The organism is Spirillospora sp. NPDC046719, from assembly GCF_040645715.1.
Classification (GTDB): Bacteria; Actinomycetota; Actinomycetes; order Streptosporangiales; family Streptosporangiaceae; genus Spirillospora.
In genome coordinates this window covers 1-24,041 of sequence record NZ_JBEYYT010000121.1, presented here as the reverse complement: position 1 = coordinate 24,041, position 24,041 = coordinate 1, and the positions used below count along the sequence as shown (strand labels likewise).

The window sequence follows — 24,041 nt, the reverse complement described above, 5'->3', positions numbered from 1 at the left end:
CCTCCACCCGAACCACCCGACGTCCTAGCCCGGCAGGCAGACGCCCCCGCCCAGCCGGTCCTCGCGTTCTTCGCGCAGGATGTTCGTCAGCTGCAGCGCGACGCCGAGCGCGTCCGCGCGGGTCCGGGCGACCCGGGGGTCGCCGGTGCCGAACACGCCGAGCGACAGGCGGCCGATCGAGCCGGCGACGCACCGGCAGTACCAGAGCAGGTCGTCGAAGGTGTCGTAGGAGGCGCCCCGCACGTCGGCCTCGCAGCCGTCGATGAGCTCGCCGAACGCCTCCAGCGGGATCGGCATGCGGCGCGCCGCGTCCGCGAGGGCGACCAGGACGGGGTCGTCCGGGTGGGCGCCGGGGTCGGCGAGCCGGTCGCGCTCGGCGGCCAGCGCGGCCAGCCGCGCATCGGGAGGTGCGTCGTTGTCGTCGCCGATGTCGTCGATCCTGCGCGCGAAGGCGTAGACGGCGCTGAGCGCCCGGCGTTTCGGCGGGGGCAGGAGGCGGATCCCGTACGAGAAGTTGCGTGCCTGCGAGCGGACGACCTGTTCGCAGTGCCGGTAGGCGCCGGCTGCGTCCATCTCATCTCCTTCCCAACATCCGCGACCACTCGGCGAGCAGCCGCGTCTTCCCCGGGCGTGGCGGGCCGGCCAGGACGTCGTAGGCGCGGCGGTCCAGCGCGGCGAGGGCGGCGAGCCCGCCCGCCGCGTACCCGGCCACGGCGGCGCGCGCGAACCCCGGCAGGGTCCGGACGAGAGGCGCGCCTTCGGCGAGCAGTCGTCCTGCCCTTCCCGCCTGAAGTGCGATGACACCGCGCAGGCGCGTCGGAGTGACCGCGGCGCGGAAGTCGTCCTCGGTGCAGCCGAACCGGCGCAGGTCGTCCGCCGGCAGGTAGACCCGGCCGTTGCGGTGGTCCTCGCCGACGTCCTGGCAGTGCTCGATGACCTGCAGCGCGGAGCAGATCCGGTCGGAGAGGCGGAGCCGCGCCGGGGTGGCGGCGCCGAACACGTGCAGGACGATGTGCCCGACGGGGTCCGCCGACAGGGTGCAGTAGTCGAGCAGCTCGTCGAACGTCCCGTAGCGGATGACGACCTGGTCTCGGCGGTTTGCCCGCACTAGGCGCCGGAAAGGCTCCTCGGGGATCCGGCAGTCGTGGACGGTGCGGGCCAGCGCGCGCATGAGGGGGATCTCGGGGACGGCGCCCGCGTAGATCCGGTCGAGGTCGCGGTCGACGAGGTCGAGCAGGCCGGCGCGCTCATCCGGCGGGGCCTCGTCGCCGATGTCGTCGACGAGCCGGGCGTAGCCGTAGACGTCGAGGAGGTGGGCCCGGTGCCGGGCGGGAAGGAACCGGGCGGCCACCGGGAAGTTCTCCCTGGCCTGCAGCCGGTTCCTGATCTGGCGTTCGTGGGTCTCGTTCCATAAGCGCTCGCTGATGGACATCGTTTCCTTCGGGGGCGGCGCGCGGGGCGGGGCGGCGCTCTGCCGGTCGCAATGGTCCCCATAACCCTGTTGATCGCCGGGTAAACGCGAAACCGATCATATATATGTGTATAAACCAAGTTTTTGGGTTAGGAGAGGTTGGTGACACCTGAGACCGACCCCTCCGTCTCCTCCGCGCTCCCCTCCGGGCCATCGGGCCGCCGCCCTCCGCTCGCCCGCGAACTCGCGTACGGGCTGTCGCTCTTCGCTCTCTACGCCGTCGCCGCGGCCGTCCCCGTCGGCGACCGGCACACCGCCGCCGCCGACCACGGCCGGCGGATCCACGACCTCGAACGGACGCTGCACATCGCCGCAGAGCGGCCGCTCAACGACTGGCTCGCCGCGCACCGCTCCGTCGCCGTCGTCGCGAACTACGAGTACGCCACCGTCTACCTGATCACCACCCTGTGGGTGCTGGCCTGGCTGTACCGCCGCCGGCCGGGCCGGTACCGCGTCGCCCGCAACGCCTTCGCGCTGATCAACGTGATCGGCGCGTTCTGCTTCGCGCTGTGGCCGGTGGCGCCGCCGCGCCTGCTGCCCGACCTCGGGTACGTGGACACCGTCCTGACGCACGGCACGTGGGGGTCGTGGGGCAGCCCGGTCGTCGACCACGCCGACCGGCTCGCGGCCATGCCGTCGCTGCACGTCGCGTGGGCGCTGTGGGTGAGCGTCGAGCTGGCGCGGCTGTCGGTGCGGCGGTGGCTGCAGGCGGCCAGCGTCCTGCATGTCTTCGTGACGCTCTACGTCATCATGGCGACCGCCAACCACTACCTGCTGGACGCGGCGGGCGCGCTGGCCGTCGTCTGGGTCGCCTACCTCGTGACCGACCGGGACACCGGCCGGCCGCGGGCCCCGATCGTCCCGCCCGAGGACGCGTTCTTCCTGGCGGTGGAGTCGGACCGGACGCCGCAGCACGTCGGCGGGCTGATCCTCCTCGACGCGCCGGACGGGTCGCCGAGCCGCGAGGACATGATCGCGACGCTGCGCGGGAAGCTGGACGAGCTGCCCCGGCTGGGCCAGCGGCTGTCCCCGCCGTCGCGGCTGCGGCGGCGCCGCTGGGTCGAGCACCCGGTGATCGACTGGGACTGGCACGTGCGCGAGGCGGTGCTCGCGGAGGACGGCGACGCGGGGCTCAACGCGCTCGTCGGCGCGCTGCAGAGCGAGCCGCTGCCGCGCGACCGGCCGATGTGGCGGATGATCCTGGTGCGCGGCTACGCCCCCGACCGGTCGGCGGTGATCTTCCTGATGCACCATGTCGTCGCCGACGGCATGGGCGTGATCACGCACGTGCTGCGGATGCTGACGCCCCCGGACGCGCTGCCGGCCGCGGGCGCCGGGCCGTCGGCGACGCGCCGCGCGCTGGGCACGGCCGCCGGGATCGCCCAGCTGGCGACGGAGTCGCGGCAGCGGACGAAACTGCCCTCGACCGGCACCGCGGAGCGGGCGTTCGGCACGTTCCGGCTGCCGATGCCGGCGGTCCGCGACCTCGCCCGCAAGCACCGCGTGCGGGTGACGGACGTGGTGCTGTGCGCGCTGGCCGGCGGCCTGCGCCGGGTCGGGCCGCCCGTGGGCGGGCCGGAGGGCGGGCGCGTCCTCCGGGTCGCGGTGCCGCTGATGACGGGCGGGCCCGTGGTGCCGCCCGAGGGCAACCACACCTCGGCGGTCATGGTGGACCTGCCGTACGGGCCGATGCCGGAGGTGGAGCGGCTGCGCACGCTGGCCGCGGCGACGCGGCGGCTGCGGTCCGGCACCCGGGCGCTGGCGTCGGCCTTCGTGATGCAGCGGGCGTCGCGGGCACTGCCGCCGGTGCTGCACGACGCGTTCGCGCGGGCCGTGTACGGCGGCCGGACGTTCCAGGCGATCGCCACGAACCTGCCCGGTGCGAACACGCCGGCGCGGCTGGCGGGCGCCCCGCTGATCGTGGCGCACCCGATCGTCCCGACCGGGCCGGGCGCGCCGCTCGCGGTCGGCGCCCTCGGCTGGACCGGGATGCTGAACATGGGCGTCAGCGCGGAGGCGACGCTGGTGGCCGACATGGATGCGCTGTGCGGGGCCATGCGCGACGTGATCGAGGAGCTGGGCGCCGCGGAGGCGCCGGAGCCGGAGGCCGCCGACGCCCCGGCGGCCCGCCGCGGCCGCGGGCCGTCCGTCCCCGGCTGAGACGGGGTTTTGCGGCCGGGATGCCCGGGGCTTCCCGGCCGTTTGCCCTGAATGGATAGGTATGGGGGATGGCCGAGATCGACCTGTCGGCGGTCTTCGACGCGTTGCCCGTCGGCTGCGCGGTGCTCACGCCCGATCTGCGGTACGTGATGGTCAACTGCGCCTACGAGCGGCTCGCGGGGCGTTCCCGCGAGCAGCTGATCGGCCGTCCCTTCTACGAGGTGTTCCCCGGCGGCCCGGCCGGGCAGGGCGTGGCCCAGGTGCGGGCGTCCCTGGAACGGGTGGTGGCGGAGCGCGAGACCGACATCATGCCGCTGCAGCGTTACGACGTCGAGGCCGCCGACCGGCCGGGGATGTACCAGGAGCGGTACTGGAGCATCCGGAACGCGCCGCTGCTCGGTCCGGACGGCGCGGTCACCGCCCTCCTGCACCGGGTGGAGGAGGTGACCTCCTACATCATGCAGCTGCGCGCCGCACGGTCAGGGGAGGCGCCGTCGCCCGAGGCCCAGGTGAAGGGCGTGGAGGCGGAGCTGTTCGCCCGGACGCGCGAACTGCAGGAGGTCAACGACCGGCTGCACAAGGCTCGGCAGGACGAGCACCGGGCCGCAGCGGCGATGCGGGACGCCCTGCAGCGGCAGCAGCAGGCCGTCGCGGACACCTCGCACGACCTGCGCGGGCCCCTCACCGGGCTGCAGACCCGGCTGCAGCTCGCCCTCGCCGACCCGGAGTCCGACTCGCGCGCGATCCTGCACGCCGCGCTGGACGACGCCGAGCGGCTCGGCGACATCGTCTCGGACCTGCTGGAGCTGGCCCGGCTGGAGGCGGGCGTGCCGATCAGGACCGGCACCGTGGACCTGACCCGGCTCGTGGAGGACGAGGTGGCCGGCCGCGAGCCCGCCGTCGCCCTCACGGCGCGCCTGGAGTCCGGCGTGGAGGTGGAGGGGTCGGCCGTCCGGCTGGCGCGGCTGCTGCGCAACCTGGTGTCCAACGCCGAGCGGCACGCGGCGAGCCGGGTCGAGGTGCTGCTCGCCAGGGAGGGCGGCCAGGCGGTCCTCCGGGTCGTCGACGACGGGCCGGGCATCCCGCCGGAGGAGCGGGAGGCGATCTTCCGCCGGTTCTACCGCCGCCCGGACGCGCGCGCCGGCGAGCCGGAGGGCACCGGCCTGGGGCTCGCGATCGCCCGCCAGGTCGCCGTCGCCCACCGGGGGACCCTGGCCGTCGCCGACCGGCCGTCCGGCACCTGCATGGTCCTGCGCCTCCCCCTGTGCGGCTCGTAGTGGCGGCCCGTAGCGGCGGCCCGCGAGCCCCGCTCCCGCGAGAGTACGGGACGGGACGAACGCGGGATCATGCCGCGTTACGGACGCGTCTGTGCGGGCACTCCTCCTTGACCGAGCCGGTGGGAGGACGGCGATGAAGTACGGGATCGACGAGGGCAGCGTCGTGGTGATCACCGGCGCCAGCGGGGGCATCGGCCGGGCGGCCGCCCGGGCGTTCGGCGGGCGCGGCGCCGGGGTCGCGCTGCTGGCGCGCGGCGAGGAGGGCCTGGACGGCGCCGCCGAGGACGTCGTGAAGGCCGGCGGGCGCGCGCTGCCGATCAGCGTGGACGTCGCCGACGACGGCGGGGTGGAGGCGGCGGCCCAGCGCGTCGAGGACGAGTTCGGGCCCATCGACGTGTGGGTGAACGTGGCGTTCTCCTCGGTGTTCGCACCGTTCTGGGAGATCGAGCCCGACGAGTTCAGGCGCATCACCGAGGTCACCTACCTCGGCTACGCCAACGGCACCCGGGCGGCGCTCAAGCGGATGATGCCGCGCGGGCGTGGCGTGATCGTCCAGTGCGGATCGGCGCTCGCCTACCGCGGGATCCCGCTGCAGAGCGGCTACTGCGGCGCCAAGCACGCCGTCCAGGGCCTCCACGACTCGCTGCGGGCCGAGCTGCTGCACGCGTGCCCCGGCGTGAAGGTGACGATGGTGGAGATGCCGGGCGTCAACACCCCGCAGTTCGGCTGGGTGCTGTCGCGGCTGCCGCGCCGCGCGCGGCCGGTCCCGCCCATCTACCAGCCGGAGATCGCGGCGGACGCCCTGCTGTACGCGGCGGAGCATCCGCGGCGCCGGGAGTACTGGGTCGGCGGGAGCACGGTCGGCACGCTGATCGCGAACAAGTTCGCCGCAGGGGTCCTCGACCGCTACCTGGCGAGGACCGCGTTCTCGTCGCAGCAGACCGGCCAGCGGCGCCCGCCGGACCAGCCCGCGAACCTGTGGGAGCCCGTCGACGGCACCGGCGGCCGCGACCACGGCGCGCACGGCCGGTTCGACGAGGAGGCCCATCCGCGCAGCCCTCAGCTGTGGGCTGCGAAGCACAAGTACCTGGTCGGCGCGGCGACGGCGGGCGCGGCCGCCACGGGGGCGGCCGTGGGCGCCGCCAGGCTGCTGCGCCGCTGATCCCCTAGGGTGCCGGGGGAAGGGATCGGAGGTTGAGCGCATGGGGGCCGCTGAAGGCGCGCAGCGCGGCGGCGCGAGTTTCGACGTCGCCGAGCACGAGGGCTGGACGGTGGTGACGGTCGAGGGCGAGCTGGACCTCGGCACCGCCGGGACGCTGGACGAGCATCTGTCGAAGGCGATCGGCGCGCAGGAGCGGCCGCGGATCGTCGTGGACGTCACCCGCATGACGTTCTGCGACTCGTCGGGGCTGAACGTCCTGATCCGGGCGAGCAAGCGGATCGCCGCGCTGCAGGGCCGGTTCGTGCTGGTGCGCCCGACCGAGCGCGTCCGCAACGTGCTGCGGGTCACCGGGCTGGAGCGCGTCTTCGACATCCGCGACGAGCCGCCCGAACCCGTGTGACCGGGCGGGGTCGCCCCGGCCGGGCGGGCGGGCCCGGGTGACCGTGACCGGGCGCGGCGGGCTGCCGCGCCCGGGCGGCGGGACGGTCAGCCGATGCGGAGGGGCAGGGTGCGGGGGCCGCGGACCTGCCCGGCGGACCACGTCACCGCCGACGGGTCGTCGAGGGTGAAGCGCGGGAACCGTTCGAGCCAGACCTCCAGGGCGACGCGCAGCTCCATGCGGGCCAGGTGCGAGCCGACGCAGCGGTGGATGCCGAGGCCGAACGCGGCGTGCCGGTTGACCTCGCGGTCGATGACGACCTCCCCGGCGCGGTCGAACTGCTCGGGGTCGCGGTTGGCGGCGGGGAACGACAGCAGGATCCAGTCCTCGGCCTTCATGTCGGCGCCGCGCCAGTGCATGTCCTGCTTCACCAGCCGCGCCATCGTCACCGGCGCGTAGGCGCGCAGGAACTCCTCCATCGCCGTCGGCAGCAGCTCCGGCTCGGCGACCAGCCGCTCCCGGTCCGCCGGCGTCTTCGCCAGGTGCCACAGCGACGCGCCGATCGCGCTCCATGTGGTGTCGATGCCCGCGATCAGCAGCAGCGCCATCGTCCCCGAGACGTGCGACGGGTCGAGTTTGCGGCCGTACAGCTCGGCGTTGATCAGGTACGTGGTGAGGTCGTCGCGCGGACGGTCGACGTGGTCGCGGATCTGGTCCAGGAGGTAGTCGAACAGCTTCTCCATCCGCGCGATGCGCTCGTCGGGCGGCCGGTTGACGCCCTCCAGCGCGTTCTCGACGAACTCGCGGAACTTCGGGCCGTCCTCCGGCGGGAACCCGAGCATGTCCGCGATCACCCGCATCGGGATGTGCTGGGCGTAGTCGCGGGCGGCGTCGACGACGCCGTCCCCCTCCAGGCCGTCGAGGAGCGCGTGGCAGAACGCGCGGGTCGCCGGCTCCAGCCGGGAGACGGCCGTCTTGGTGAAGGCCGGCAGCAGCAGCTTGCGCGCGTCGTGGTGGAACGGCGGGTCGGACGAGATCGGCGGCACCCCGCCCACCGGCGCCGACTCCAGCGGCGGCCGGAAGTTGCTCATCACGATCGACCGGGACGAGAAGCGCTCGGTGTCGTAGGCGATCGCGCTGACGTCCTCGTAGCGGGTCGGCAGCCAGCCGCCGCCGAACCGGCCGGTGTGCGCGATCGGGCAGCGCCGCCGCAGGTCGTCCTGGATCGGGTAGGGGTCGGCCGCCCATTCGGGCTCCATGTGGGAGAAGTCGGTCGCCCAGTCCGCCACGGGGCCGGTGACGACCTCGTTGCGCGTGCCGAGCGGCCGGCTCTCGCGCATCTCCTCGAAGCCCTGGGTGAAGCGGTCGTCCTCGGTGGTCATGCCTCCGCCTCCTTCACGACGGTGATCGCGCGCTCGGGGCAGTTGGCCGCCGCGCGGCGCGCGTCCTGCTCCCCGTCCGCCGGGACGGTCCCGTCGCCGAGGACGGTGCCGTAGCCCTCGTCGTCCTCGCCGAACAGGCCGGGGGCCAGGTCGTAGCAGCGGCCGTGCCCCTGGCAGCGCCCGGGATCGATCCGCACCTTCATCGCGTTCCTCCTGTCTCCGCTTCGGGACCGGCCGGCTTCCCCGGCTCGGGGCGGGGCGGCGCGGGACGGGCCGGCGCGAAGGCCGCCACGACGCGGGTCAGCAGCGCGGACCACTCCTCGTCGCCGACCCCGTGCATCTCCGGCGGGACCAGCACGCTGCCCATCGCCAGCAGCAGGCAGAAGTGCGCGACGGCCTCGGGCGAGAGCGCGCCGTCCATCTCCCCGCCGGCCTGCGCCGCGCGCACCAGCTCCTCCAGCACGGCGGCGCGCTCGCCCATGTAGTCGTGCATCGGCCGGGCCACGTCGGCGTCGCGGCGGGCCGCCACGAGCGCCTCGACGACGAGGTGGCCGCGCGCGTCCCGGCGGCGCGGCAGCCACCGGCCGATGATCAGCAGCGACTCGGTGATCGGGCGTTCCGGGTCGGCGGCGACGAGCTCGGCCAGCATCTGCCGGCCGTGCGCGCGCAGCGCCGCCACCAGCAGCTCGCCCTTCGAGCCGAAGTGGGCGTACAGCGCGCCGTTGCTGACCCCGGCGGCGGCCGCGATGTCGGCGACGCGCGTGCCGTCGTAGCCGCGCTCGGCGAAGACGCCGGCCGCCGCGCGCAGCAGCCGCTCCCGCGTCTCGGCCGCCGTGACGCCCGCGATCCGGCCCATGAACGGAATTAAAAGACCGTTCATTCAGTACCGTCAAGGGCTGGATTCTCGAATCGAGTTCTAGTATCAAGATCTAGAAAGAGGGTCGTTCTCTCGTCGGTCGGGAGGCCCGCATGGGCGATGCCGGGGCGCCCGCGTGACCGGGACGACGCCCGCCGTCCGGTGCCCGGAGCCCGCCGCCGGACGGCCCCGCGACCCCTGGTGGACGCTGTCCGCGGTGAGCATGGCGAGCGTGCTGACCGGGCTCGGCGGCAACACCCTCAACGTCGCGCTCCCCTCGGTCGTGCGGCACTTCCACGCCGGGCCGCTCGCCGCGAACTGGATGCTGCTGGCGTTCCTGCTGGCCAACACCGTCCTCATCGTGGTGTTCGGACGGTTCGCCGACATGTTCGGCCGCCGCGCGATGTACCTGTCCGGCCTCGGCGCCTACACCCTCGCGAGCCTGCTGCTCGGCTTCGCCCCGACCGCCTGGACGGTCGTGGGCCTGCGCGTCCTGCAGGCCGCGGGCGGCGCGATGCTGCTGGCCAACAGCGCCGCCATCGTCACCGACGCGTTCCCGCGCGAGCGGCTCGGCCGCGCCATGGGCGTCTACACCGCCTCGTTCTCCATCGCGCAGCTGGCCGGGCCCACCCTCGGCGGCTACCTCACCGACGCCTTCGGCTGGCGCTGGGTGTTCTGGTACAACGTCCCGTTCGGCGTGCTGTGCCTGGTCTGGGGCGCCGTCGCGCTGCGGCCCGTGGAGGCGGCCTCGCGCGAGCGCGGCGTCGACGTGCCCGGCAACGTGCTCGTCCTCGCCGGGCTCGGCGGCCTGCTGTTCGGGCTGTCGCAGGTCAACGAGCGGGGATGGGGCAGCCCGGTCGTCATCGGCGGCGTCGCCGTGTTCGCGGTGCTGCTGCCGGTCTTCCTCGCCGTCGAGCGCCGCTCCTCCCGCCCGGTCGTCGACATCGCGCTGTTCCGGGACGCGCCGTTCGCGCTCGGCCTGCTCGCCACGTTCCTCAACGCGACCGCGCGGATGGGCGCGGTCGTGCTGCTCGCGCTGTTCTTCCAGTCCGTGCAGGGCGACGACCCCGTCACGGCCGGGCTCAAGGTGCTGCCGATGTCGGCGGTCGCGGTCCTGGCGTCCACCGGAGCGGGCTTCCTCGAGAACCGCGTCGGCGCCCGGACCATGACGGTGCTCGCCGCCGCGCTGACGACGCTCGGGCTGCTCGAACTGCTGGCGGCGATCGGGCGGGACGTCCCGTACGCGCCGGTCGCGGCGGGCCTGATGCTGCTGGGCGCCGGGTCGGGCGCGTTCCTGCCCTCCAACGCGACGGCGCTGCTGAGCGGCCTGCCGTCGCACCGGCTCGGCGTGGTCAACGCGATGCGGCTGATGGTGCAGAACACCGGCATCGTGGTGAGCACCGCCCTGGCCTTCTCGATCATCGCGGGCCCCGTGCCGGCGGCGCTGCGCGCGCACGTCTTCGCCGGGGACCTGTCGCGGGTGTCGGGACAGGGCGTCCAGCAGCTCGTCCTCGGCTACCGGTACGCCCTGGCCTGCATGGCGGCGCTGTCCGCGCTCGCCGTGCTGGCCTGCCTCGGCACCCGCCGCGCGGAGCGCTCCCGCTAGGCGAGCGCTCCCGCTACGCGATGGCCTCCACCTCCTCGCGGGTCAGCTCGGGGTCGGGCGCGGACGGCGCCGTCACCGCGACGGGCGCGGAGGCGCCCCCGGCGACCCGCGCCTCGGCCTGCCGGAACTCCGGCAGCGGGCCGGTCGCGTCGTACAGGCCGTTGAGCGCGAGCCAGAGGGCGCCGCGGCGCATGCGCAGCACCAGCGGGTTCGGCCGCTGGTAGAGCGCCAGCTTCTGCGCCCATTCGGGAAGCATGTCGCGGGCGGCCCAGTCCATGAACGGGCTGCCGGGCTCCCACGGTTTGGTGCCGTTGCCGCGCAGGTTCGGGCCGGTCCCGAACGCCTTGATCGGCGTGACGGCCAGGCGCGGCAGGTAGGACTCCAGGCACTCGGCGACGTCCGCCTTCGTGGCGGGCAGGCCGGTGCCGCCCAGCGCCTCCCCCACCCGGACGAACTCGCCGTAGTAGCGCTCCAGGTCGGCGCCGCGCAGCGGCCTGCGGTGGTAGCGCTCGTGGGCCGTCGCGAGGCCCCACACGACGGTGGCGTAGTTCCAGCGCAGCCAGTCGGGGTCGTCGGCGTCGTACGGCAGGCCGTCCGGACGGGTGCCCTTCACGGTGTGGTGCATCGCGCGGACCGTGCGGGCGAGCCGCTCGGCGGTCTTGGTGGAGCCGTAGGCGGTGCCGATGAAGAACGACAGCGAGTGGCCGAGCCGGACGGCGGCGCCCTCCGGGTCGATGCCGCCGGTCGGGACGCCGTCCACCCGCTCGGGGATGCGGGAGTGGTCGTAGGCCATCCAGCTGATGCTGGGGTCGAGGCCCTCGATGTAGGCGGCGCCGACCAGGCCGAGGACCAGGGTCGGCAGGTGCGAGTGGACGTACCAGACCGCGCTGTCCGGGCCGAACCAGCCCGGGTCGCCCTCGGGTCCGGCGAACTCCAGGCCCCGGAAGAACCGGGACCGGATCTCGGTGTCGAAGGCCCGCTCGAATCGTGCCGCGAGGATGTTCGTCCTGGGTGCCATCCCGGCGCTCCCGTCAGAGTCTGGATACAACTGTGTCCAGACCGCAGCGTAAGTGTCTGGGTACATGCGTGTCCAGACTTGGTATCGTGACCGCCATGGCGAACGCCCGGACGGCCGCGAACACCCGGTGGGCCGGGGTCCCCGCCGCCCGGCGCCGGGACGAGCGGCGCGACATGCTCGTCCGCGCCGCGTACCGCCTGTTCACCGCGGGCGGCGAGGCCGCCCTGGCCGTCCGCGCGGTGTGCCGCGAGGCGGAGCTGCACACGCGCTACTTCTACGAGAACTTCGCCGACACCGCCGAGCTGCTCGCGGCCGTGTACGACCAGCAGGCCACCGCGCTCGGCGACGTCCTCGCCCGCGCGGTCGAGGACGCCGGCCCGCGCCCCGACGCGCGCACCCGCGCCGGCATCCGCGCCGTCCTGCGGTTCATCAGCGACGACCCGGGCCGCGGGCGCGTGCTGTTCGCCGAGGCGCGCGGCAACGAGATCCTCGCCGCCCGCCGCCGCGCCGCGCAGACCGCGCTGCTGGAGGGCGTCCTCGCGATGACCCGCGACCAGGACCCGCCGCTCCCCGTCGTCATCGCCGCCACCATGTTCACCGGCGCCATGACCGAGCTCGCCCAGCAGTGGGCCGACGGCCGGCTCGGCACCGACCTCGACGCCGTCGTCGACGGCGCCGTGACGCTCTCCCTCGCCCTGCACGCCGCCGTCTAGCCGCGCCGCGCCGCGCGGGGCCCGGCGGGCGTCAGGCCCCCCAGACCGCCTTCGCGTGGTTCAGGAAGTTCAGGCCGAGGATCTTCTCGATCCGGGTCGAGGAGTAGCCGCGCCGCTCCAGCAGCCGCGCCAGCTCGCGGAACTGGTCGACGCCGCGCAGGTCGACGACGAACGGGAGGGTGTCGGCACGCTCGCCCGCCGCGGACGCGCCGGCCGCCCGCCGCCGCGCCACCTGCTCGGCGAGCCGCTCCCGGTAGGCGTCCAGGTCGTCGATCGCGGTGATCGCGCCGTCGGTGCCGATCCCGACGTGGTCCTCGCCGCAGACGTCGACCGCGTGCGCGATGTGCTCGACCACGTCCGCGGCCGTCGCGTGGCCGGAGGCGTTGACGAACGGCATGAAGTAGACGCCGACGAACCCGCCCCGCGAGGCGACGAGCCGCAGCTCCTCGTCGGTCTTGTTGCGGGGCAGGTCGACGAGGGCGCGGCAGCCCGTGTGGTTGATCGAGACGGGCTGGGCGGACACGCGCGCGGCCTCCAGGCACGTCCGCTCGCCGCTGTGCGAGAGGTCCACCATGACGCGCCGCTCGTTGAGGGCCTCGACGACCTCGCGCCCGAGCGGCGTGAGGCCGCGGTTCCCGGGCGCCATCGAGCCGTCGCCGATCCGGTTCGCCTGGTTGTAGGTCAGCTGGACGATCCGCACGCCCAGGCGGGCGAACTCGGCCACCCGCTCGGGGCGGTCCTCCACGGCGGCGGCGTTCTGGAACCCGTAGATGATGCCGATCCTGCCGGACCGCTTGGCCTCGGCGATGTCGGCGGCGGTGCCGATCCGCATCAGGTCGCGCGGGCGGGCGGCGATGATCGCGTCCCACGTCCGGATCTCGTCGAGGGTGTGCCGGTAGGGCGGGAAGTCGCCGAGCGTGTAGCCCAGCGTCACGTTGATCGCGGTGACGCCGGAGGCGTGCGCGTCGGCCAGGGCGCGCTCGTTGATCGTCAGCTGGGCGCTGGTCGGGGCGAGCTGTCCGGAGGCGGCGGCGGACGCGGGCGCGTTGGGGTCGTCCAACTCGCCGAGCGCGTTGATGACGACGAAGTCCTCGATGTCAACGCCCATCGGGCGCTCCCTTCCCGGTGCCGGCGCCGGCCGCCGGGGTGTCGTGGTCCTCGCGGTCGTAGTCGGCGCGGTCGTGGCACCGGCCGCGCTTGACCGTGGTGACGATGCGGCGGAGGTGGTCGATGTCCTCGTACGGGTCCGCGTCGACGATGACGAAGTCGGCTCGCTTGCCCGGCTCGACGGTGCCGACCGTGTCCTGGAGCCCGATCGCGGCGGCGCCCGCGATGGTGGCCGCGCGGACCGCCTCGTGCGGCGCCATCCCCATCGAGCGGACGAGGTAGCGGAGCTCGTCGTGGAGCGCCGGGAACCGGTCGCGGGGCGACGTCTCGTAGTCGGTTCCGGCGCAGATCGTGACGCCCGCGCGGCGTGCCCGGCCGATCAGCCGCCGCAGCACGCGCGGGGCGAGTTCGGCCGCGCCGGGGGCGCTCGACGGCATCCGGGCCACGAGGCTCGCGGTCGCGTCGAGGACCGTCCCGCGGCGCCGCATGTCCTCGAACAGCGGGTCCAGGGCGTCCTCGGGCGCGTCGAGGAAGCGCCGGTAGGCGTCCGCGAGGTGCTCGCGCTGCCGCCGGTACGACACGGGCCGGTCACCGGAGAGTTCGTGGACGAGCATGTGGACGTGGGACACCACGTCCACGCCCGCCGCGACGACCTCGCCGGGCATCGCGGGGAACACGGCCGCGTGCGCCCACACCAGCATCCCCTGGTGGTGCGCCTCGGCGGCGATCCGGCGGACCAGCGAGGCGTCGAGGTCGGCGTAGATCTTGATCGCGACGGCGCCGGTGCCGCGCGCTTCGGCGACGGCGAGCCGCAGGTCGGTCCCCTCGTCGACCGCCCGCATCCAGGGCACGGCGCCGGGCGCCGCCCCCTGCGTCACCTGGTGGGTGCGGGGGTCGTCGAAGAACCCCGGCCCCGCCATCAGCGCCGCGCAGTGGACGTCCGGGCCGGGGATCTCGCCGACGAGCGCGGCGCGCGTGAGGTCGGCCATCTGTCGCAGGTCGCCGGCCATCTCGCGGATCGCGGTGACGCCGCCGTAGACCTGCCGCCGCATCATCGCCTCGGCCTGGGCGCGGTTCGGCGGGGTCGACAGGTGCTGGTGGGCGTCGACCAGGCCGGGGAGCAGGAACGTGCCCCGCGCGTCGACCGTCTCGGCGCCGGGCGGGCCCGACGAGCCGAGGTCGGCGTCGGGGACCACCGCCTCGATCAGCGGGCCGTCCGTCACCACCGCCATGCCGTGCCGGACGGGGGCGCCGGTCCCGTCGATCAGCGACACGCCCCGGTAGGCCGTCACGCGGCCCGGCCCGGGCGCGGCGAAGGGGGTGGGGGCCGGGTCGTTCTCCGCGACCGGGGGCGCGTCCTGGTCCGTCATGGCGATCGCGCGGTCTCCGTTCTCGATCCTGGAGGGGCCGGAAAACCCGCCCGTGACCAGGGATGTTACATACACCGTAACAACTGTTGTGAAGCTGGCAACGTCTGTTAGGGTGCCCGAAGATCGGTCATCCGTCCAGCGAACCGTGGAGGGACGTTGTCCGGACCGGGCGGCTCCGCCGTCGACAAGGCCCTGGACCTCATCGAGTCCACCGTGCGGGCCGACCGCCCGCTCCGCCTGAGCGAGCTGGCGAGCGAGACGGGGATGCACCGTGCCACCGCCTACCGCATCCTGGTGGACCTGGTGAGGCGCGGCTGGGTCCTGCGCAGCGAGGACCGCTACCTGCCGGGCCCGGCCGTCCTGCGGTTCTCCCAGGCCGCCGCCGCGGGCCCGCTGGCCGTGCTCGGCCGCCCCGTGCTCCAGGCGCTGTCGGACCGGACGGGGATGATGGTGAACCTCCAGGTGCTCGAACCGGAGGGCGGACGCGTGATCGACGCCGTCCGCCCGCCGCGGCTGGCGATGTTCACCGACCTGCTCGGCGAGCTGCTGCCGGTCCACACGTTCGCCGGGCCCCTGGCCCTCGTCTCCGCGCTCGACGAGGCGGCCCGGCTCCCGTACCTGCGCGCCGCCGAGCGGCAGGGACACCCGCCGGAGGGTCGCGCCGCGCTGCTGGAGGACATCGAGCGGACCCGGCGCACCGGCTTCGCGCTGCAGCGCGGGCGCAACGAGGAGGTGATCGCGTCGCTGAGCCGCGCGGTCCTCGCCGGCAACGGCCGGCCGCTGTGCGCGATCACGGTCGTCGGCCTGGACGGCGAGTTCGACGATCCGACGCAGGCCGTGCTGCGGGAGCACCTGTCCGCGGCCGCGGCGGAGCTGGAGCGCGCGCTGGCCGGTCCGGGCTCCGGGGCCGGCCGTGAGTGACCCGGCGGGCGGCGGCGTCCTGATCCTCGACCGGGGCCGGACCCGGGAGGCCGCGCGTCCGGAGGCGGTGGCGGAGGCGGTGCGCACCGCCCTCATCGCCGTCGCGGCCGGCGAGGTCTCCGCACCGCCGCGCGTCGCCGCCCGCTCGGGGCGCGGCCTGCTGGGCGCGATGCCGGGGCACGTGCCCGGGCTGGGGCTGTCGGCGAAGCTCGTGTCGGTCTTCCCCGGCGCCGCGCCGGGCGAGCACGGCTCCCACCTCGGCATCGTCGCGCACTTCGACGCCGAGACCGGGCGGCCGCTCGCCGTCATGGACGCCGAGGCCGTCACCGCCGTGCGGACGGCGGCCGCCGCGACGGTCGCCATGCGCGCGCTCGCCCGCCCCAGCGCGTCCCGGATCGCCGTGATAGGCACCGGGACGCAGGCGCGCGCGCAGATCGCGCTGATCGCGGCGATGGACGGCGTGGAGCTCGTGGTCGGCGCGCGCGACCCGGCCAAGGCCGAGCGGCTCGTCGCGGAGCTGCCCGAGCGGCCGGCCGCGGGAGCGGCGGCGGCCGGCATCGAGGCGGCGGTCCGGTCGGCGGACGTCGTCTTCTGCTGCACGTCCAGCCGGGAACCGGTCCTGCGGCGCTCGTGGCTGCGCGACGGGGCCCACCTCAGCTCGGTCGGCGGCTCCGACGGCCCGGAGTTCGACGCCGGGACGCTGGAGGACGCGTCGCTGTTCGTCGAGTGGCCCGGCGCCGTGACCGAGCCGCCTCCGGCCGGCGCCTGGGAGCTGCAGGGCACCGACCCGGCGCGTGCCCGGCTCATCGGCGACGTCCTCGCGGGGAGGCGTCCCGGCCGCCGTTCGGCGTCGGAGCTGACGCTCTTCAAGTCGACGGGCCACGCCGCCCTCGACGTCGCGGCGGCCTCCGTGGTGTACCGCACGGCCCGCGAGCGCGGGCTGGGCATCGCCGTCGACCTCTAGCGGGGCGCCGGCCGCCCGCCTCAGGCGCGGCGCCGCCGCCTCGGCCACATTCGGATGTGCGGCCGGCGGATAACAGTCGTCCCGTTTCGGGGTCCGCTCGTCCGCCACCGGCACCGCGCGGAAGGACGGCGCGGTGCCCTTCTCCCCCGCTTTCGACGTGTGCCGGACGCGCTCCTCCTCGTTTTCGGAACGCGGCTCCCCACGGCGCGCGGCGCACCCGGAAATGCGATGGCCCGTCCCGGAGGGTTCGGGGCAGCATGAAGTCCGCGGCGGCGTGGGGAGGGCGCGTGGTTCTGGCGGATGCACGGGATGGTCTTCAGGACGGACGGGCACCTCGCAGGCGGGCGGTGCTGCTGGCGTTGCGGTACTACACCGCCGTCCTGCGCCGCAATTGGCGGGTCTCGATCCCGGCGATGGTCTTCCCCGCCCTTGGGAACACCTGCCTGTACTACCTCACGCCGCTGGTGGTGGCCGCCCTGATCGGGCATCTGGCCGGCGGCGGGGACGGCACGCTCGGCGCGATGCTCCCCTACCTGCTCGGTTTCACCGGCCTGATGGCGGCGGGGGAGGCGTTCTGGCGGGCCGGCCTGCACTGCCTCAACCGGACGGACGGGCGGGGCATCGAATGGCTCGGCATCGTCGGCATGGACGAGCTGCTCGCCAAGGAGACCGCCTTCTTCCACGACAACTTCGCCGGCGCGCTCACCAAGCGGATCCTCAACTTCTCCAGCGGGTTCGAGGACTTCGCCGACACGCTCGCCTTCTCGATCATGGCCAACGTGATCCCGCTGTCGTTCGCCTCGGTGGTCCTGTGGCGGTACCACCCGCTGCTGGTCGTGGTGCTCCTCGGCATGATCGTCCTGACCGGCCTGCTCGTCGCGCCGCTCATCCGCCGCCGGCAGGCGCTGGTGGACGCGCGCGAGGCCGCCAAGGTGCGGGTGTCGGGCCATGTCGCCGACGTCGTGACGAACATGGAGACGGTCCGCGCGTTCGCCGCCGAGGAGCGGGAGGCCGCGGAGTACCGGACCCGCGTCGTCGAGCAGCGCCGGCTGTCGCTGCGCTCGTGGGACTACGCCAACCTGCGGGTGGACATGATCGTCGCGCCGATGTCGATCCTGACCGGTGTCCTCGGCCTGCTGGCCGCGGTCGCGCTGCGCGGCGGGCTCGGGGTGGAGGCCGTCGTGGTGACGTTCACCTACTACACCAACGCCACCCGGATCATGTTCGAGTTCAACCAGGTCTACCGGCGGATCGAGAGCACGCTCACCGAGGCCGCGCAGTTCACCGAGCTGCTCCTGGCGCCGCCGGCCGTCGTCGACCCGCCCGATCCGGAGCCGCCGGCGCCCGCCGACGCCTCGGTCCGCTTCGAGCGGGTGCGCTTCGCGCACGGCGACGGCCCGCCCCTGTTCGACGGGCTGGACCTGGAGATCCCGGGAGGCGCGAGGATCGGGCTCGTCGGACGGTCCGGCGGCGGCAAGACCACCCTGACCCGGCTGCTGCTGCGCCTGATGGACGTCGACGGGGGACGCATCCTGGTCGGCGGCCAGGACATCGCGCGGCTGCGCCAGACCGACCTGCGCGCCCTGATCGCGTACGTGCCGCAGGAGCCCGCGATGTTCCACCGGTCGGTGCGCGACAACATCGCCTTCGCCCGGCCGGGCGCCACCGAGGACGAGATCCTGCGGGCCGCGCGGGCGGCGCACGTCACCGAGTTCACCGACGGCCTGCCGGACGGGCTCGGCACCCTGGTCGGCGAGCGCGGCGTCAAGCTCTCCGGCGGGCAGCGGCAGCGCGTCGCGCTCGCCCGCGCCATCCTCCGGGACGCGCCGATCCTGCTGCTGGACGAGGCCACCAGCGCCCTCGACTCCGAGAGCGAGATCCTCGTCCAGGAGGCGCTGTGGCACCTGATGCGCGACCGCACCGCCCTGGTCGTCGCGCACCGCCTGAGCACGGTCGTCCGGATGGACCGGCTGGTCGTCCTCGACCGGGGCCGCGTCCTGGAGCAGGGCTCGCACCGGGAGCTGCTCCAGGCGGACGGCGCGTACGCCCGGCTGTGGCACCACCAGTCCGGCGGCTTCCTCACCGACGACGACGCCGACGCCGAGGCGCTCGACCGCCGTCCCGCCTGACCGGACGCCGCCGTCCCGCCTGACCGGACGCCGGCCCGCCGAACGCCTCGCCACGATAAGCGCCAGAATTGTTGACAATTTCGGCGACAGGTTCCAGGATCGTGCTGGCCGGCCCTGGCCCGGGGGCCGGTCCCGCATGTCGATGGAGGAACCTGAATGAGCACCGATACCGGCGGTCCGCTGCTCGTCGTGAGCGCGCACGCCGGTGACTTCGTGTGGCGGGCGGCGGGGGCGATCGCGCTGGCCGCCGAGCGCGGGGACCGGGCGAAGGTCGTGTGCCTGAGCTACGGCGAGCGCGGCGAGTCCGCGCGGGCGTGGCGCGAGGGCAAGGGCCTCGACGAGATCAAGGCGCTGCGGCGGAGCGAGGCGGAGGCCGCCGCGGCCGAGCTGGGCGCCGAGATCGAGTTCCTGGACGCCGGCGACTACCCGCTGCGGGAGACGCCCGAGCTGGTGGACCGCCTCGTCCGGGTGTACCGGGAGGTCGAGCCCGCGGTGGTGCTGACGCACACGCTCGCCGACCCGTACAACGGCGACCACCCGGCGGCGGCGCGGATGGCGATGCAGGCGCGCGTGCTCGCGCAGGCCATCGGGTACGACGCGCCGGGCGCGCCGCTGGGCGCGCCGCCGGTGTTCCTCTTCGAGCCGCACCAGCCGGAGCAGTGCGACTTCAAGCCGGACGTCCTGCTCGACATCACGCCGGTCTTCGAGCGCAAGCGCAAGGCGATGGAGTGCCTGCCCGCGCAGGTGCACATGTGGGAGTACTACACCGACCTGGCGAAGCGGCGCGGCGTCCAGCTGAAGCGGAACGCGGGCCCGAACCTGGGCCTGCCCCACGAGACGATGGCCGAGGCGTACGTGCGCGTGTACCCGCAGACGACGGGGGTGCTGGCGTGAGGACCGTGGTGGTGACGGACCCGCCGCGCGCGGACGCCGCGGCGGTCGACGCGCTGGGCGGCTTCGGCGTCGCGACCGTGCACGAGGCGATGGGGCGGACCGGCTACCTCGGCCCCGCGATCCGCCCCGTACACCTCGGCGCGCGGATCGCGGGGACGGCCGTCACGGTGCTGTCGTGGCCGGGCGACAACCTGATGATCCATGTCGCGGTCGAGCAGTGCCGTCCCGGCGACGTGCTGGTGGTGGCGACGACGTCGCCGTCCACCGACGGGATGTTCGGCGAGCTGTTCGCGACGGCGCTGCAGTTCCGCGGCGTGCGCGGGCTGGTGATCGGCGCCGGGGTGCGGGACGTCGCCGCCCTGCACGCGATGGGCTTCCCGGTGTGGTCGGCGGCGGTCAGCGCGCAGGGCACGGTGAAGGCGACGCCGGGCGCGGTCAACGTGCCCGTGACCATCGGCGGGCAGGTCGTCAGGGCGGGGGACGCGATCCTCGCCGACGACGACGGCGTGGTGCGCGTCCCGCGCGAGCAGGTCGCCGACGCGGTGGAGGCGGCGCGCGCGCGTGAGGAGAAGGAGCAGGCGACCCGCGCGGCGTTCCAGAAGGGCGAACTCGGGCTCGACCGCTACGGGCTGCGCGACCGGCTGCCCGGGATGGGCGTCGAGTACGTCCCCTACAGCGAGTACGGCGAGTCATGAGCACCGGGATCCGCTGCATGATGATGCGGGGCGGGACGTCCAAGGGCGCCTACTTCCTCGCCGGCGACCTGCCCGCCGACCCCGCCGAGCGCGACGAGCTGCTGCTGCGGGTCATGGGCACGCCCGACCCCCGGCAGATCGACGGGATCGGCGGCGCGCACCCGCTGACCAGCAAGGTCGCGGTGGTCTCCCCCTCGCGGCGGCCGGACGCCGACGTCGACTACCTGTTCCTGCAGCTCGGCGTCGGGGAGCCGACCGTCTCCGACCGGCAGAACTGCGGCAACCTGCTCGCCGGGGTCGGCCCGTTCGCGGTCGAGCGCGGCCTCGTCGCCGCCGGTCCCGGCCGCAGCGGCGTGCGGATCCGGATGGTCAACTCCGACAGCGTCGCGACCGCGACGTTCGCGACGCCCGGCGGCACCGTCGACTACGACGGGGACACCGCGATCTCGGGGGTGCCCGGCACCGCCGCCCCGGTCGTCCTGGACTTCGAGGACACCGAGGGGTCGGCGTGCGGGGCGCTGCTGCCGACCGGGAACGTCCGGGACGTCGTCGACGGCGTCGAGGTCACGTGCGTCGACAACGGGATGCCGGTCGTGGTCGCCGCCGCGGCCGATCTCGGCGTCACCGGCTACGAGGACCCCGCCGACCTCGCCCGGCTGCGCGACCGGATCCAGTCGCTGCGGCTGGCCGCCGGGAGGCTGATGGGGCTCGGCGACGTCTCGGACGCGTCCGTCCCGAAGACCACGCTCGTCGCGCCGCCCCGCGACGGCGGCGCGGTCTGCACCCGGACCTTCATCCCGCTGCGCGTGCACGCCTCGATCGGCGTGCTGGGCGCCGTCACCGTGGCGACCGCGCTGCTGATGGACGGCGCGGTCGGCCACGACCTCGCCGACCTCCCGGCGCCGGGCGCGCCGATGGGCATCGAGCACCCCACTGGCCGGCTGGACGTCGCGGTCGAGCTCGACGGCGCGTCCGTGCGCCGGTCCAGCGTCGTCCGCACCGCCCGCAAGCTCTTCGACGGAACCGTCTTCCCCCGGAGGTCCCTTTGATCACGCATGAGATCGCGCACGTCGGGAGCGTCGAGCTGCTGACGCCCGTCCCGGACGAGAGCCTGCGGTTCTTCACCCGCGTCATGGGCCTGACGGAGGTCGGCTCCGAAGGCGACTCGGTGTACCTGCGGACGTGGGACGATTACGAGCACCACACCGTCAAGCTCACCGCGCACAGCACGTCCGGCATTCGCCGGACCGCGCTGCGGACCTGGTCGCAGGAGGCCCTCGAACGGCGCGTCAAGGCGATCGAGGAGGCGGGGCTCGGCGTCGGCTGGCGCGACGGCGACCCCGGCCTCGGCCCGACGTACGTGTTCCGCGACCCCGACGGCCACGAGCTGGAGCTGTACTGGGAGAGCGAGTGGTACGAGGCGCCGCCGGAGCTGCGGCCGGCGCTGAAGAACCAGGCGCAGGCGTACCCGGCGCGCGGCGTGTGCGTCCGCCGCCTCGACCACGTGAACTTCCTGTCCGCCGAGGTCGAGCCGAGCACCGAGTTCCTGATGGAGACGCTCGGCGGGCGCACCACCGAGCAGATCCGGCTCGACAGCGGCGACATCGCCGGGCGCTGGCTGCACTTCACCAACAAGTCCTACGACATCGTCTACACCCGCGACCGGACGGGCGCCAACGGGCGGCTGCACCACATCGCCTTCGCCACCGACACCCGCGAGGACATCCTCCGCGCGGCCGACATCTTCCTCGACCACGGCGTCTTCATCGAGACGGGGCCGCACAAGCACGCGATCCAGCAGACGTTCTTCCTGTACGTCTACGAGCCGGGCGGCAACCGGATCGAGCTGTGCAACCCGTGCGCGCGGCTGGTCCTGGCGCCCGACTGGAAGCCGATCACCTGGACGGAGGCGGAGCGCGCCAAGGGCCAGGCGTGGGGCCTGAAGACCATCGAGTCCTTCCACACCCACGGCACCCCGCCCCTCTGACCCGCACGCCGGCGGGGAGGGTCAGGAGGAGAGGCGGCGGAGGAGGTCGCGGCTGGCGGCGGCCATCGTGGGCGGGACGTCCAGTTCGACCAGCATGTCCGCCGCGGCGGCCATCTCGTCGGCGCGGCGGACGGCGTGCCGGTGCGTCCCGGCGACGAGGCGGTCCACCGTCGGCTCGCCCGCCGCGACCAGCTCCTCGACGATGTTGCCGCGCAGCCAGTCCTCGCAGCCCGCCGCGCGCGCCGCCTCCAGCGCCTCCACGACCGACGCGGCGAGGCCCTTGAAGAAGACGCTGCGCAGCAGCTTGCGGGTCGCGGCGGCGCCCGCCTCGGCGTCCATCACCTCGACGGAGGCGCCCAGCCCGGTGAGGATCGCGGCGGCGTCCGCGGCCGCGTCGCCGCTGGCCAGCATGGGGGTGAACAGCCCCCGGCCCGGCACCGGCGCCATGATCGCGATGTCGGCGAACCGCACGCCGGCCGCCTTCGCGGCCGCCGCAAGCTCCCGCTTCAGGCCGGGCGAGGCGGTGTTCATCTCGGCCCACACGGCGCCGCCCGCACCCGGGATCCCGGCGCGCAGCGCGGCCGCGGCGTCGTGCGCGCTGTTCACGCTGAGCACCAGGTCGGCGCCTTCGGCCGCGTCCGCCTCGCCGGCGGCGGCGACCGTCCCGTCCGGTGCCGCTACGGCGGGATCATAGGCCCGGACGGCGGCGCCGGCGGCGACCAGGTCGCGGGCGATCGCCCCGCCGGCCTCCCCCAGCCCGAGCACGGCGACGACGGGCGGCCGCCCGGTACCCTCCGACATTCGCGCCTCCTCGACCACGGTGGCGCGGCCCCGCCGCTAGACTGAGGGTCGCGCCAAAATTGGCGACAATATCTTCGCACGGGTTCCACGGGAGGGACAGTGCCGACTGCCGACGACCAGGACACCGGCCGCCCGGTGGCGACCGGCATCCGGGAGGCGATCCTCTCCGGCGAGTTCGTGCCCAACCAGCGGCTGGTCGAGGCGGACCTCGCCGAACGCTTCCGCGCGAGCCGCGCCGCCGTCCGCGCCGCGCTGCTGGAGCTCGCCAACGAGGGGCTGATCGAGCGGGTCCAGAACCGGGGCGCCCGGGTCCGGGCGATCTCCCTGGAGGAGGCCATCGAGATCAGCGAGCTGCGCATGGTGATCGAGGGGCTGTGCGCCGCCAAGGCCGCCGAGCGGGTCACCGAGGACGGCGTCCGGCTGCTGACCGGGATCGCCGAGGACATGCGCGCCGCGGTCGCGTCCGGCGACGTGTTCGGCTACTCCCGGCTGAACGAGCGGCTGCACCGCGAGATCCGCGAGATCAGCGGCCAGCGCACCGCCGCCGAGGTGCTGGAGCGGCTGCGCGCGCAGAGCGTCCGGCACCAGTTCAAGCTGGCGATGCACCCCGGCCGCCCGGCGGTGTCGCTGCCCGAGCACCTGGCGATCATCGAGGCGATCCGCGCCCGCGACCCCGAGGCCGCCGAGCGGGCCGCCCGCGCGCACCTGCGCAGCGTCATCCGCACCCTGCCCGAGGCGGACCGCACCCGGCCGCACGGCAGCGGCCTGGCGCCCTGACGACGGCTCCGCCGTCGCCGGAAGGCCCCGCGCCCCGGCGCTCGGTCCTCGCACGGCCCCTGCGCGGCCGGCTGGTGGCGGCCGACGATCGCGGCCGGTCAGGGGCGATCCTGGGCGGCCGATTGATCGCCGTCGCCGGAGTGCCTAGATTTGGCGGTGGAGCCCGTTCCGGCAGCACCGTCTCGGTCAGGGAGCCGCCATGTCCCCGCGCACACGCCCGCCCTTGCGCGCCGACCACGTCGGGAGCCTGCTGCGCCCGCCCGACCTGCTGGCCGCGCGCGACGACCACGCCCGCGGCCGCATCGACGGCCGGCGCCTCGCCGAGGCGGAGGACGCCGCGATCCGCGACGCCGGCGCGAAGCAGGCCCAAGC

23 protein-coding genes are annotated in these 24,041 nt (G+C 74.6%); 14 read left to right on the top strand and 9 right to left on the bottom strand.

All coding sequences use genetic code 11. The annotated features are described in order from the left end of the window. Nucleotides 1-24: 24 nt before the first annotated feature. The gene (locus tag ABZ914_RS21685; RefSeq protein WP_500195153.1) at nt 25-573 is read right to left on the bottom strand and encodes a squalene/phytoene synthase family protein; all 549 of its coding nucleotides are present in this window, start codon (nt 571-573) and stop codon (nt 25-27) included. Nucleotide 574: 1 nt separating this feature from the next. Beyond that, nucleotides 575-1,432 (bottom strand): squalene synthase HpnC, encoded by an 858-nt coding sequence (gene hpnC / locus ABZ914_RS21680; protein ID WP_500195151.1) that lies wholly within the window; start codon nt 1,430-1,432, stop codon nt 575-577. A gap of 141 nt (nt 1,433-1,573) precedes the next feature. Between hpnC and ABZ914_RS21675 the strand changes: the two genes are divergently transcribed. From ABZ914_RS21675 to ABZ914_RS21660, 4 genes are all read left to right on the top strand, one after another. Beyond that, a complete protein-coding gene (locus tag ABZ914_RS21675; RefSeq protein ID WP_500195149.1) occupies nt 1,574-3,631 on the top strand; it encodes a bifunctional phosphatase PAP2/O-acyltransferase family protein in 2,058 nt (685 codons plus the stop codon). 68 nt (nt 3,632-3,699) lie between these two features. Then, nucleotides 3,700-4,908, top strand: a complete 1,209-nt coding sequence (locus ABZ914_RS21670) for a PAS domain-containing sensor histidine kinase (protein WP_500195148.1) — start codon at nt 3,700-3,702, stop codon at nt 4,906-4,908. A 133-nt stretch (nt 4,909-5,041) separates the two neighbouring features. After that, nucleotides 5,042-6,070, top strand: coding sequence for an SDR family oxidoreductase (locus tag ABZ914_RS21665; RefSeq protein ID WP_500195146.1), 1,029 nt, complete (start codon nt 5,042-5,044; stop codon nt 6,068-6,070). 40 nt (nt 6,071-6,110) lie between these two features. Then, a complete protein-coding gene (locus ABZ914_RS21660; RefSeq protein WP_433152523.1) occupies nt 6,111-6,470 on the top strand; it encodes an STAS domain-containing protein in 360 nt (119 codons plus the stop codon). Nucleotides 6,471-6,556: 86 nt separating this feature from the next. Here the strand turns inward: ABZ914_RS21660 and ABZ914_RS21655 are convergent, their stop codons facing one another. Genes ABZ914_RS21655 through ABZ914_RS21645 form a run of 3 tightly spaced genes read right to left on the bottom strand, consistent with a single transcriptional unit; the run spans nt 6,557 to nt 8,687 of the window. After that, nucleotides 6,557-7,831 (bottom strand): cytochrome P450, encoded by a 1,275-nt coding sequence (locus ABZ914_RS21655; protein ID WP_500195144.1) that lies wholly within the window; start codon nt 7,829-7,831, stop codon nt 6,557-6,559. Next, nucleotides 7,828-8,034, bottom strand: a complete 207-nt coding sequence (locus ABZ914_RS21650) for a ferredoxin (RefSeq protein ID WP_208252354.1) — start codon at nt 8,032-8,034, stop codon at nt 7,828-7,830. Before ABZ914_RS21650 ends, ABZ914_RS21655 begins: the two co-directional genes overlap by 4 nt. Continuing rightward, nucleotides 8,031-8,687 carry a TetR/AcrR family transcriptional regulator gene (locus ABZ914_RS21645; RefSeq protein WP_500195143.1) on the bottom strand — a complete coding sequence of 219 codons (657 nt, stop codon included), beginning with the start codon at nt 8,685-8,687 and terminating at the stop codon, nt 8,031-8,033. The genes ABZ914_RS21650 and ABZ914_RS21645 overlap by 4 nt, the downstream gene beginning before the upstream one ends. 136 nt (nt 8,688-8,823) lie before the next feature. Here ABZ914_RS21645 and ABZ914_RS21640 point away from each other — a divergent pair, with 136 nt between their 5' ends. Continuing rightward, on the top strand, nt 8,824-10,293 hold the full coding sequence (locus tag ABZ914_RS21640; protein ID WP_500195141.1) for an MFS transporter: 1,470 nt from the start codon (nt 8,824-8,826) through the stop codon (nt 10,291-10,293). A gap of 13 nt (nt 10,294-10,306) precedes the next feature. Here the strand turns inward: ABZ914_RS21640 and ABZ914_RS21635 are convergent, their stop codons facing one another. Continuing rightward, the gene (locus ABZ914_RS21635) at nt 10,307-11,311 is read right to left on the bottom strand and encodes an oxygenase MpaB family protein (RefSeq protein ID WP_500195139.1); all 1,005 of its coding nucleotides are present in this window, start codon (nt 11,309-11,311) and stop codon (nt 10,307-10,309) included. Between the two features lie 95 nt (nt 11,312-11,406). On the opposite strand from ABZ914_RS21635, the gene ABZ914_RS21630 reads away from it, so the two are divergent. Then, nucleotides 11,407-12,024 carry a TetR/AcrR family transcriptional regulator gene (locus ABZ914_RS21630; protein WP_190867482.1) on the top strand — a complete coding sequence of 206 codons (618 nt, stop codon included), beginning with the start codon at nt 11,407-11,409 and terminating at the stop codon, nt 12,022-12,024. 31 nt (nt 12,025-12,055) lie between these two features. On the opposite strand, the gene ABZ914_RS21625 is transcribed toward ABZ914_RS21630, so the two are convergent. Both ABZ914_RS21625 and ABZ914_RS21620 read right to left on the bottom strand, forming a co-directional pair. Further along, the gene (locus ABZ914_RS21625; RefSeq protein WP_500195137.1) at nt 12,056-13,132 is read right to left on the bottom strand and encodes a dipeptidase; all 1,077 of its coding nucleotides are present in this window, start codon (nt 13,130-13,132) and stop codon (nt 12,056-12,058) included. After that, on the bottom strand, nt 13,122-14,501 hold the full coding sequence (locus ABZ914_RS21620; protein ID WP_500195136.1) for an amidohydrolase family protein: 1,380 nt from the start codon (nt 14,499-14,501) through the stop codon (nt 13,122-13,124). The genes ABZ914_RS21625 and ABZ914_RS21620 overlap by 11 nt, the downstream gene beginning before the upstream one ends. A 156-nt stretch (nt 14,502-14,657) precedes the next feature. Between ABZ914_RS21620 and ABZ914_RS21615 the strand changes: the two genes are divergently transcribed. From ABZ914_RS21615 to ABZ914_RS21585, 7 genes are all read left to right on the top strand, one after another. Beyond that, on the top strand, nt 14,658-15,422 hold the full coding sequence (locus tag ABZ914_RS21615; protein WP_500195133.1) for an IclR family transcriptional regulator: 765 nt from the start codon (nt 14,658-14,660) through the stop codon (nt 15,420-15,422). Then, nucleotides 15,415-16,386 carry an ornithine cyclodeaminase family protein gene (locus tag ABZ914_RS21610; RefSeq protein WP_500195131.1) on the top strand — a complete coding sequence of 324 codons (972 nt, stop codon included), beginning with the start codon at nt 15,415-15,417 and terminating at the stop codon, nt 16,384-16,386. Before ABZ914_RS21615 ends, ABZ914_RS21610 begins: the two co-directional genes overlap by 8 nt. Nucleotides 16,387-16,733: 347 nt before the next feature. Then, entirely contained in the window at nt 16,734-18,515 is a 1,782-nt protein-coding gene (locus ABZ914_RS21605) for an ABC transporter ATP-binding protein (RefSeq protein WP_500195129.1), read from the top strand. A gap of 156 nt (nt 18,516-18,671) precedes the next feature. Beyond that, a complete protein-coding gene (locus ABZ914_RS21600; protein WP_500195128.1) occupies nt 18,672-19,409 on the top strand; it encodes a PIG-L deacetylase family protein in 738 nt (245 codons plus the stop codon). Further along, complete coding sequence (locus tag ABZ914_RS21595) at nt 19,406-20,104, top strand: 4-carboxy-4-hydroxy-2-oxoadipate aldolase/oxaloacetate decarboxylase (protein ID WP_500195125.1); 699 nt, start codon at nt 19,406-19,408, stop codon at nt 20,102-20,104. Before ABZ914_RS21600 ends, ABZ914_RS21595 begins: the two co-directional genes overlap by 4 nt. Beyond that, nucleotides 20,101-21,153: a 4-oxalomesaconate tautomerase gene (locus ABZ914_RS21590; RefSeq protein WP_500195123.1), complete on the top strand. Its 1,053-nt coding sequence runs from the start codon at nt 20,101-20,103 to the stop codon at nt 21,151-21,153. Before ABZ914_RS21595 ends, ABZ914_RS21590 begins: the two co-directional genes overlap by 4 nt. Beyond that, entirely contained in the window at nt 21,150-22,091 is a 942-nt protein-coding gene (locus tag ABZ914_RS21585; protein WP_500195121.1) for a catechol 2,3-dioxygenase, read from the top strand. Before ABZ914_RS21590 ends, ABZ914_RS21585 begins: the two co-directional genes overlap by 4 nt. A gap of 21 nt (nt 22,092-22,112) precedes the next feature. Here the strand turns inward: ABZ914_RS21585 and ABZ914_RS21580 are convergent, their stop codons facing one another. Further along, on the bottom strand, nt 22,113-22,892 hold the full coding sequence (locus ABZ914_RS21580; RefSeq protein ID WP_500195120.1) for a DUF1932 domain-containing protein: 780 nt from the start codon (nt 22,890-22,892) through the stop codon (nt 22,113-22,115). A gap of 99 nt (nt 22,893-22,991) precedes the next feature. Between ABZ914_RS21580 and ABZ914_RS21575 the strand changes: the two genes are divergently transcribed. Beyond that, nucleotides 22,992-23,669: a GntR family transcriptional regulator gene (locus ABZ914_RS21575; protein ID WP_500195118.1), complete on the top strand. Its 678-nt coding sequence runs from the start codon at nt 22,992-22,994 to the stop codon at nt 23,667-23,669. Nucleotides 23,670-24,041 lie beyond the last annotated feature (372 nt).

Excerpts from the sequence above, each read along its gene's own strand:
- ABZ914_RS21685 (WP_500195153.1), bottom strand. The coding sequence starts at position 573 with ATGGACGCAGCCGGCGCCTACCGGCACTGCGAACAGGTCGTCCGCTCG.
- hpnC (WP_500195151.1), bottom strand. The coding sequence starts at position 1,432 with ATGTCCATCAGCGAGCGCTTATGGAACGAGACCCACGAACGCCAGATC.
- ABZ914_RS21670 (WP_500195148.1), top strand. The coding sequence starts at position 3,700 with ATGGCCGAGATCGACCTGTCGGCGGTCTTCGACGCGTTGCCCGTCGGC.
- ABZ914_RS21665 (WP_500195146.1), top strand. The coding sequence starts at position 5,042 with ATGAAGTACGGGATCGACGAGGGCAGCGTCGTGGTGATCACCGGCGCC.
- ABZ914_RS21660 (WP_433152523.1), top strand. The coding sequence starts at position 6,111 with ATGGGGGCCGCTGAAGGCGCGCAGCGCGGCGGCGCGAGTTTCGACGTC.
- ABZ914_RS21655 (WP_500195144.1), bottom strand. The coding sequence starts at position 7,831 with ATGACCACCGAGGACGACCGCTTCACCCAGGGCTTCGAGGAGATGCGC.
- ABZ914_RS21650 (WP_208252354.1), bottom strand. The coding sequence starts at position 8,034 with ATGAAGGTGCGGATCGATCCCGGGCGCTGCCAGGGGCACGGCCGCTGC.
- ABZ914_RS21645 (WP_500195143.1), bottom strand. The coding sequence starts at position 8,687 with ATGGGCCGGATCGCGGGCGTCACGGCGGCCGAGACGCGGGAGCGGCTG.
- ABZ914_RS21635 (WP_500195139.1), bottom strand. The coding sequence starts at position 11,311 with ATGGCACCCAGGACGAACATCCTCGCGGCACGATTCGAGCGGGCCTTC.
- ABZ914_RS21630 (WP_190867482.1), top strand. The coding sequence starts at position 11,407 with ATGGCGAACGCCCGGACGGCCGCGAACACCCGGTGGGCCGGGGTCCCC.
- ABZ914_RS21625 (WP_500195137.1), bottom strand. The coding sequence starts at position 13,132 with ATGGGCGTTGACATCGAGGACTTCGTCGTCATCAACGCGCTCGGCGAG.
- ABZ914_RS21620 (WP_500195136.1), bottom strand. The coding sequence starts at position 14,501 with ATGACGGACCAGGACGCGCCCCCGGTCGCGGAGAACGACCCGGCCCCC.
- ABZ914_RS21600 (WP_500195128.1), top strand. The coding sequence starts at position 18,672 with ATGAGCACCGATACCGGCGGTCCGCTGCTCGTCGTGAGCGCGCACGCC.
- ABZ914_RS21590 (WP_500195123.1), top strand. The coding sequence starts at position 20,101 with ATGAGCACCGGGATCCGCTGCATGATGATGCGGGGCGGGACGTCCAAG.
- ABZ914_RS21580 (WP_500195120.1), bottom strand. The coding sequence starts at position 22,892 with ATGTCGGAGGGTACCGGGCGGCCGCCCGTCGTCGCCGTGCTCGGGCTG.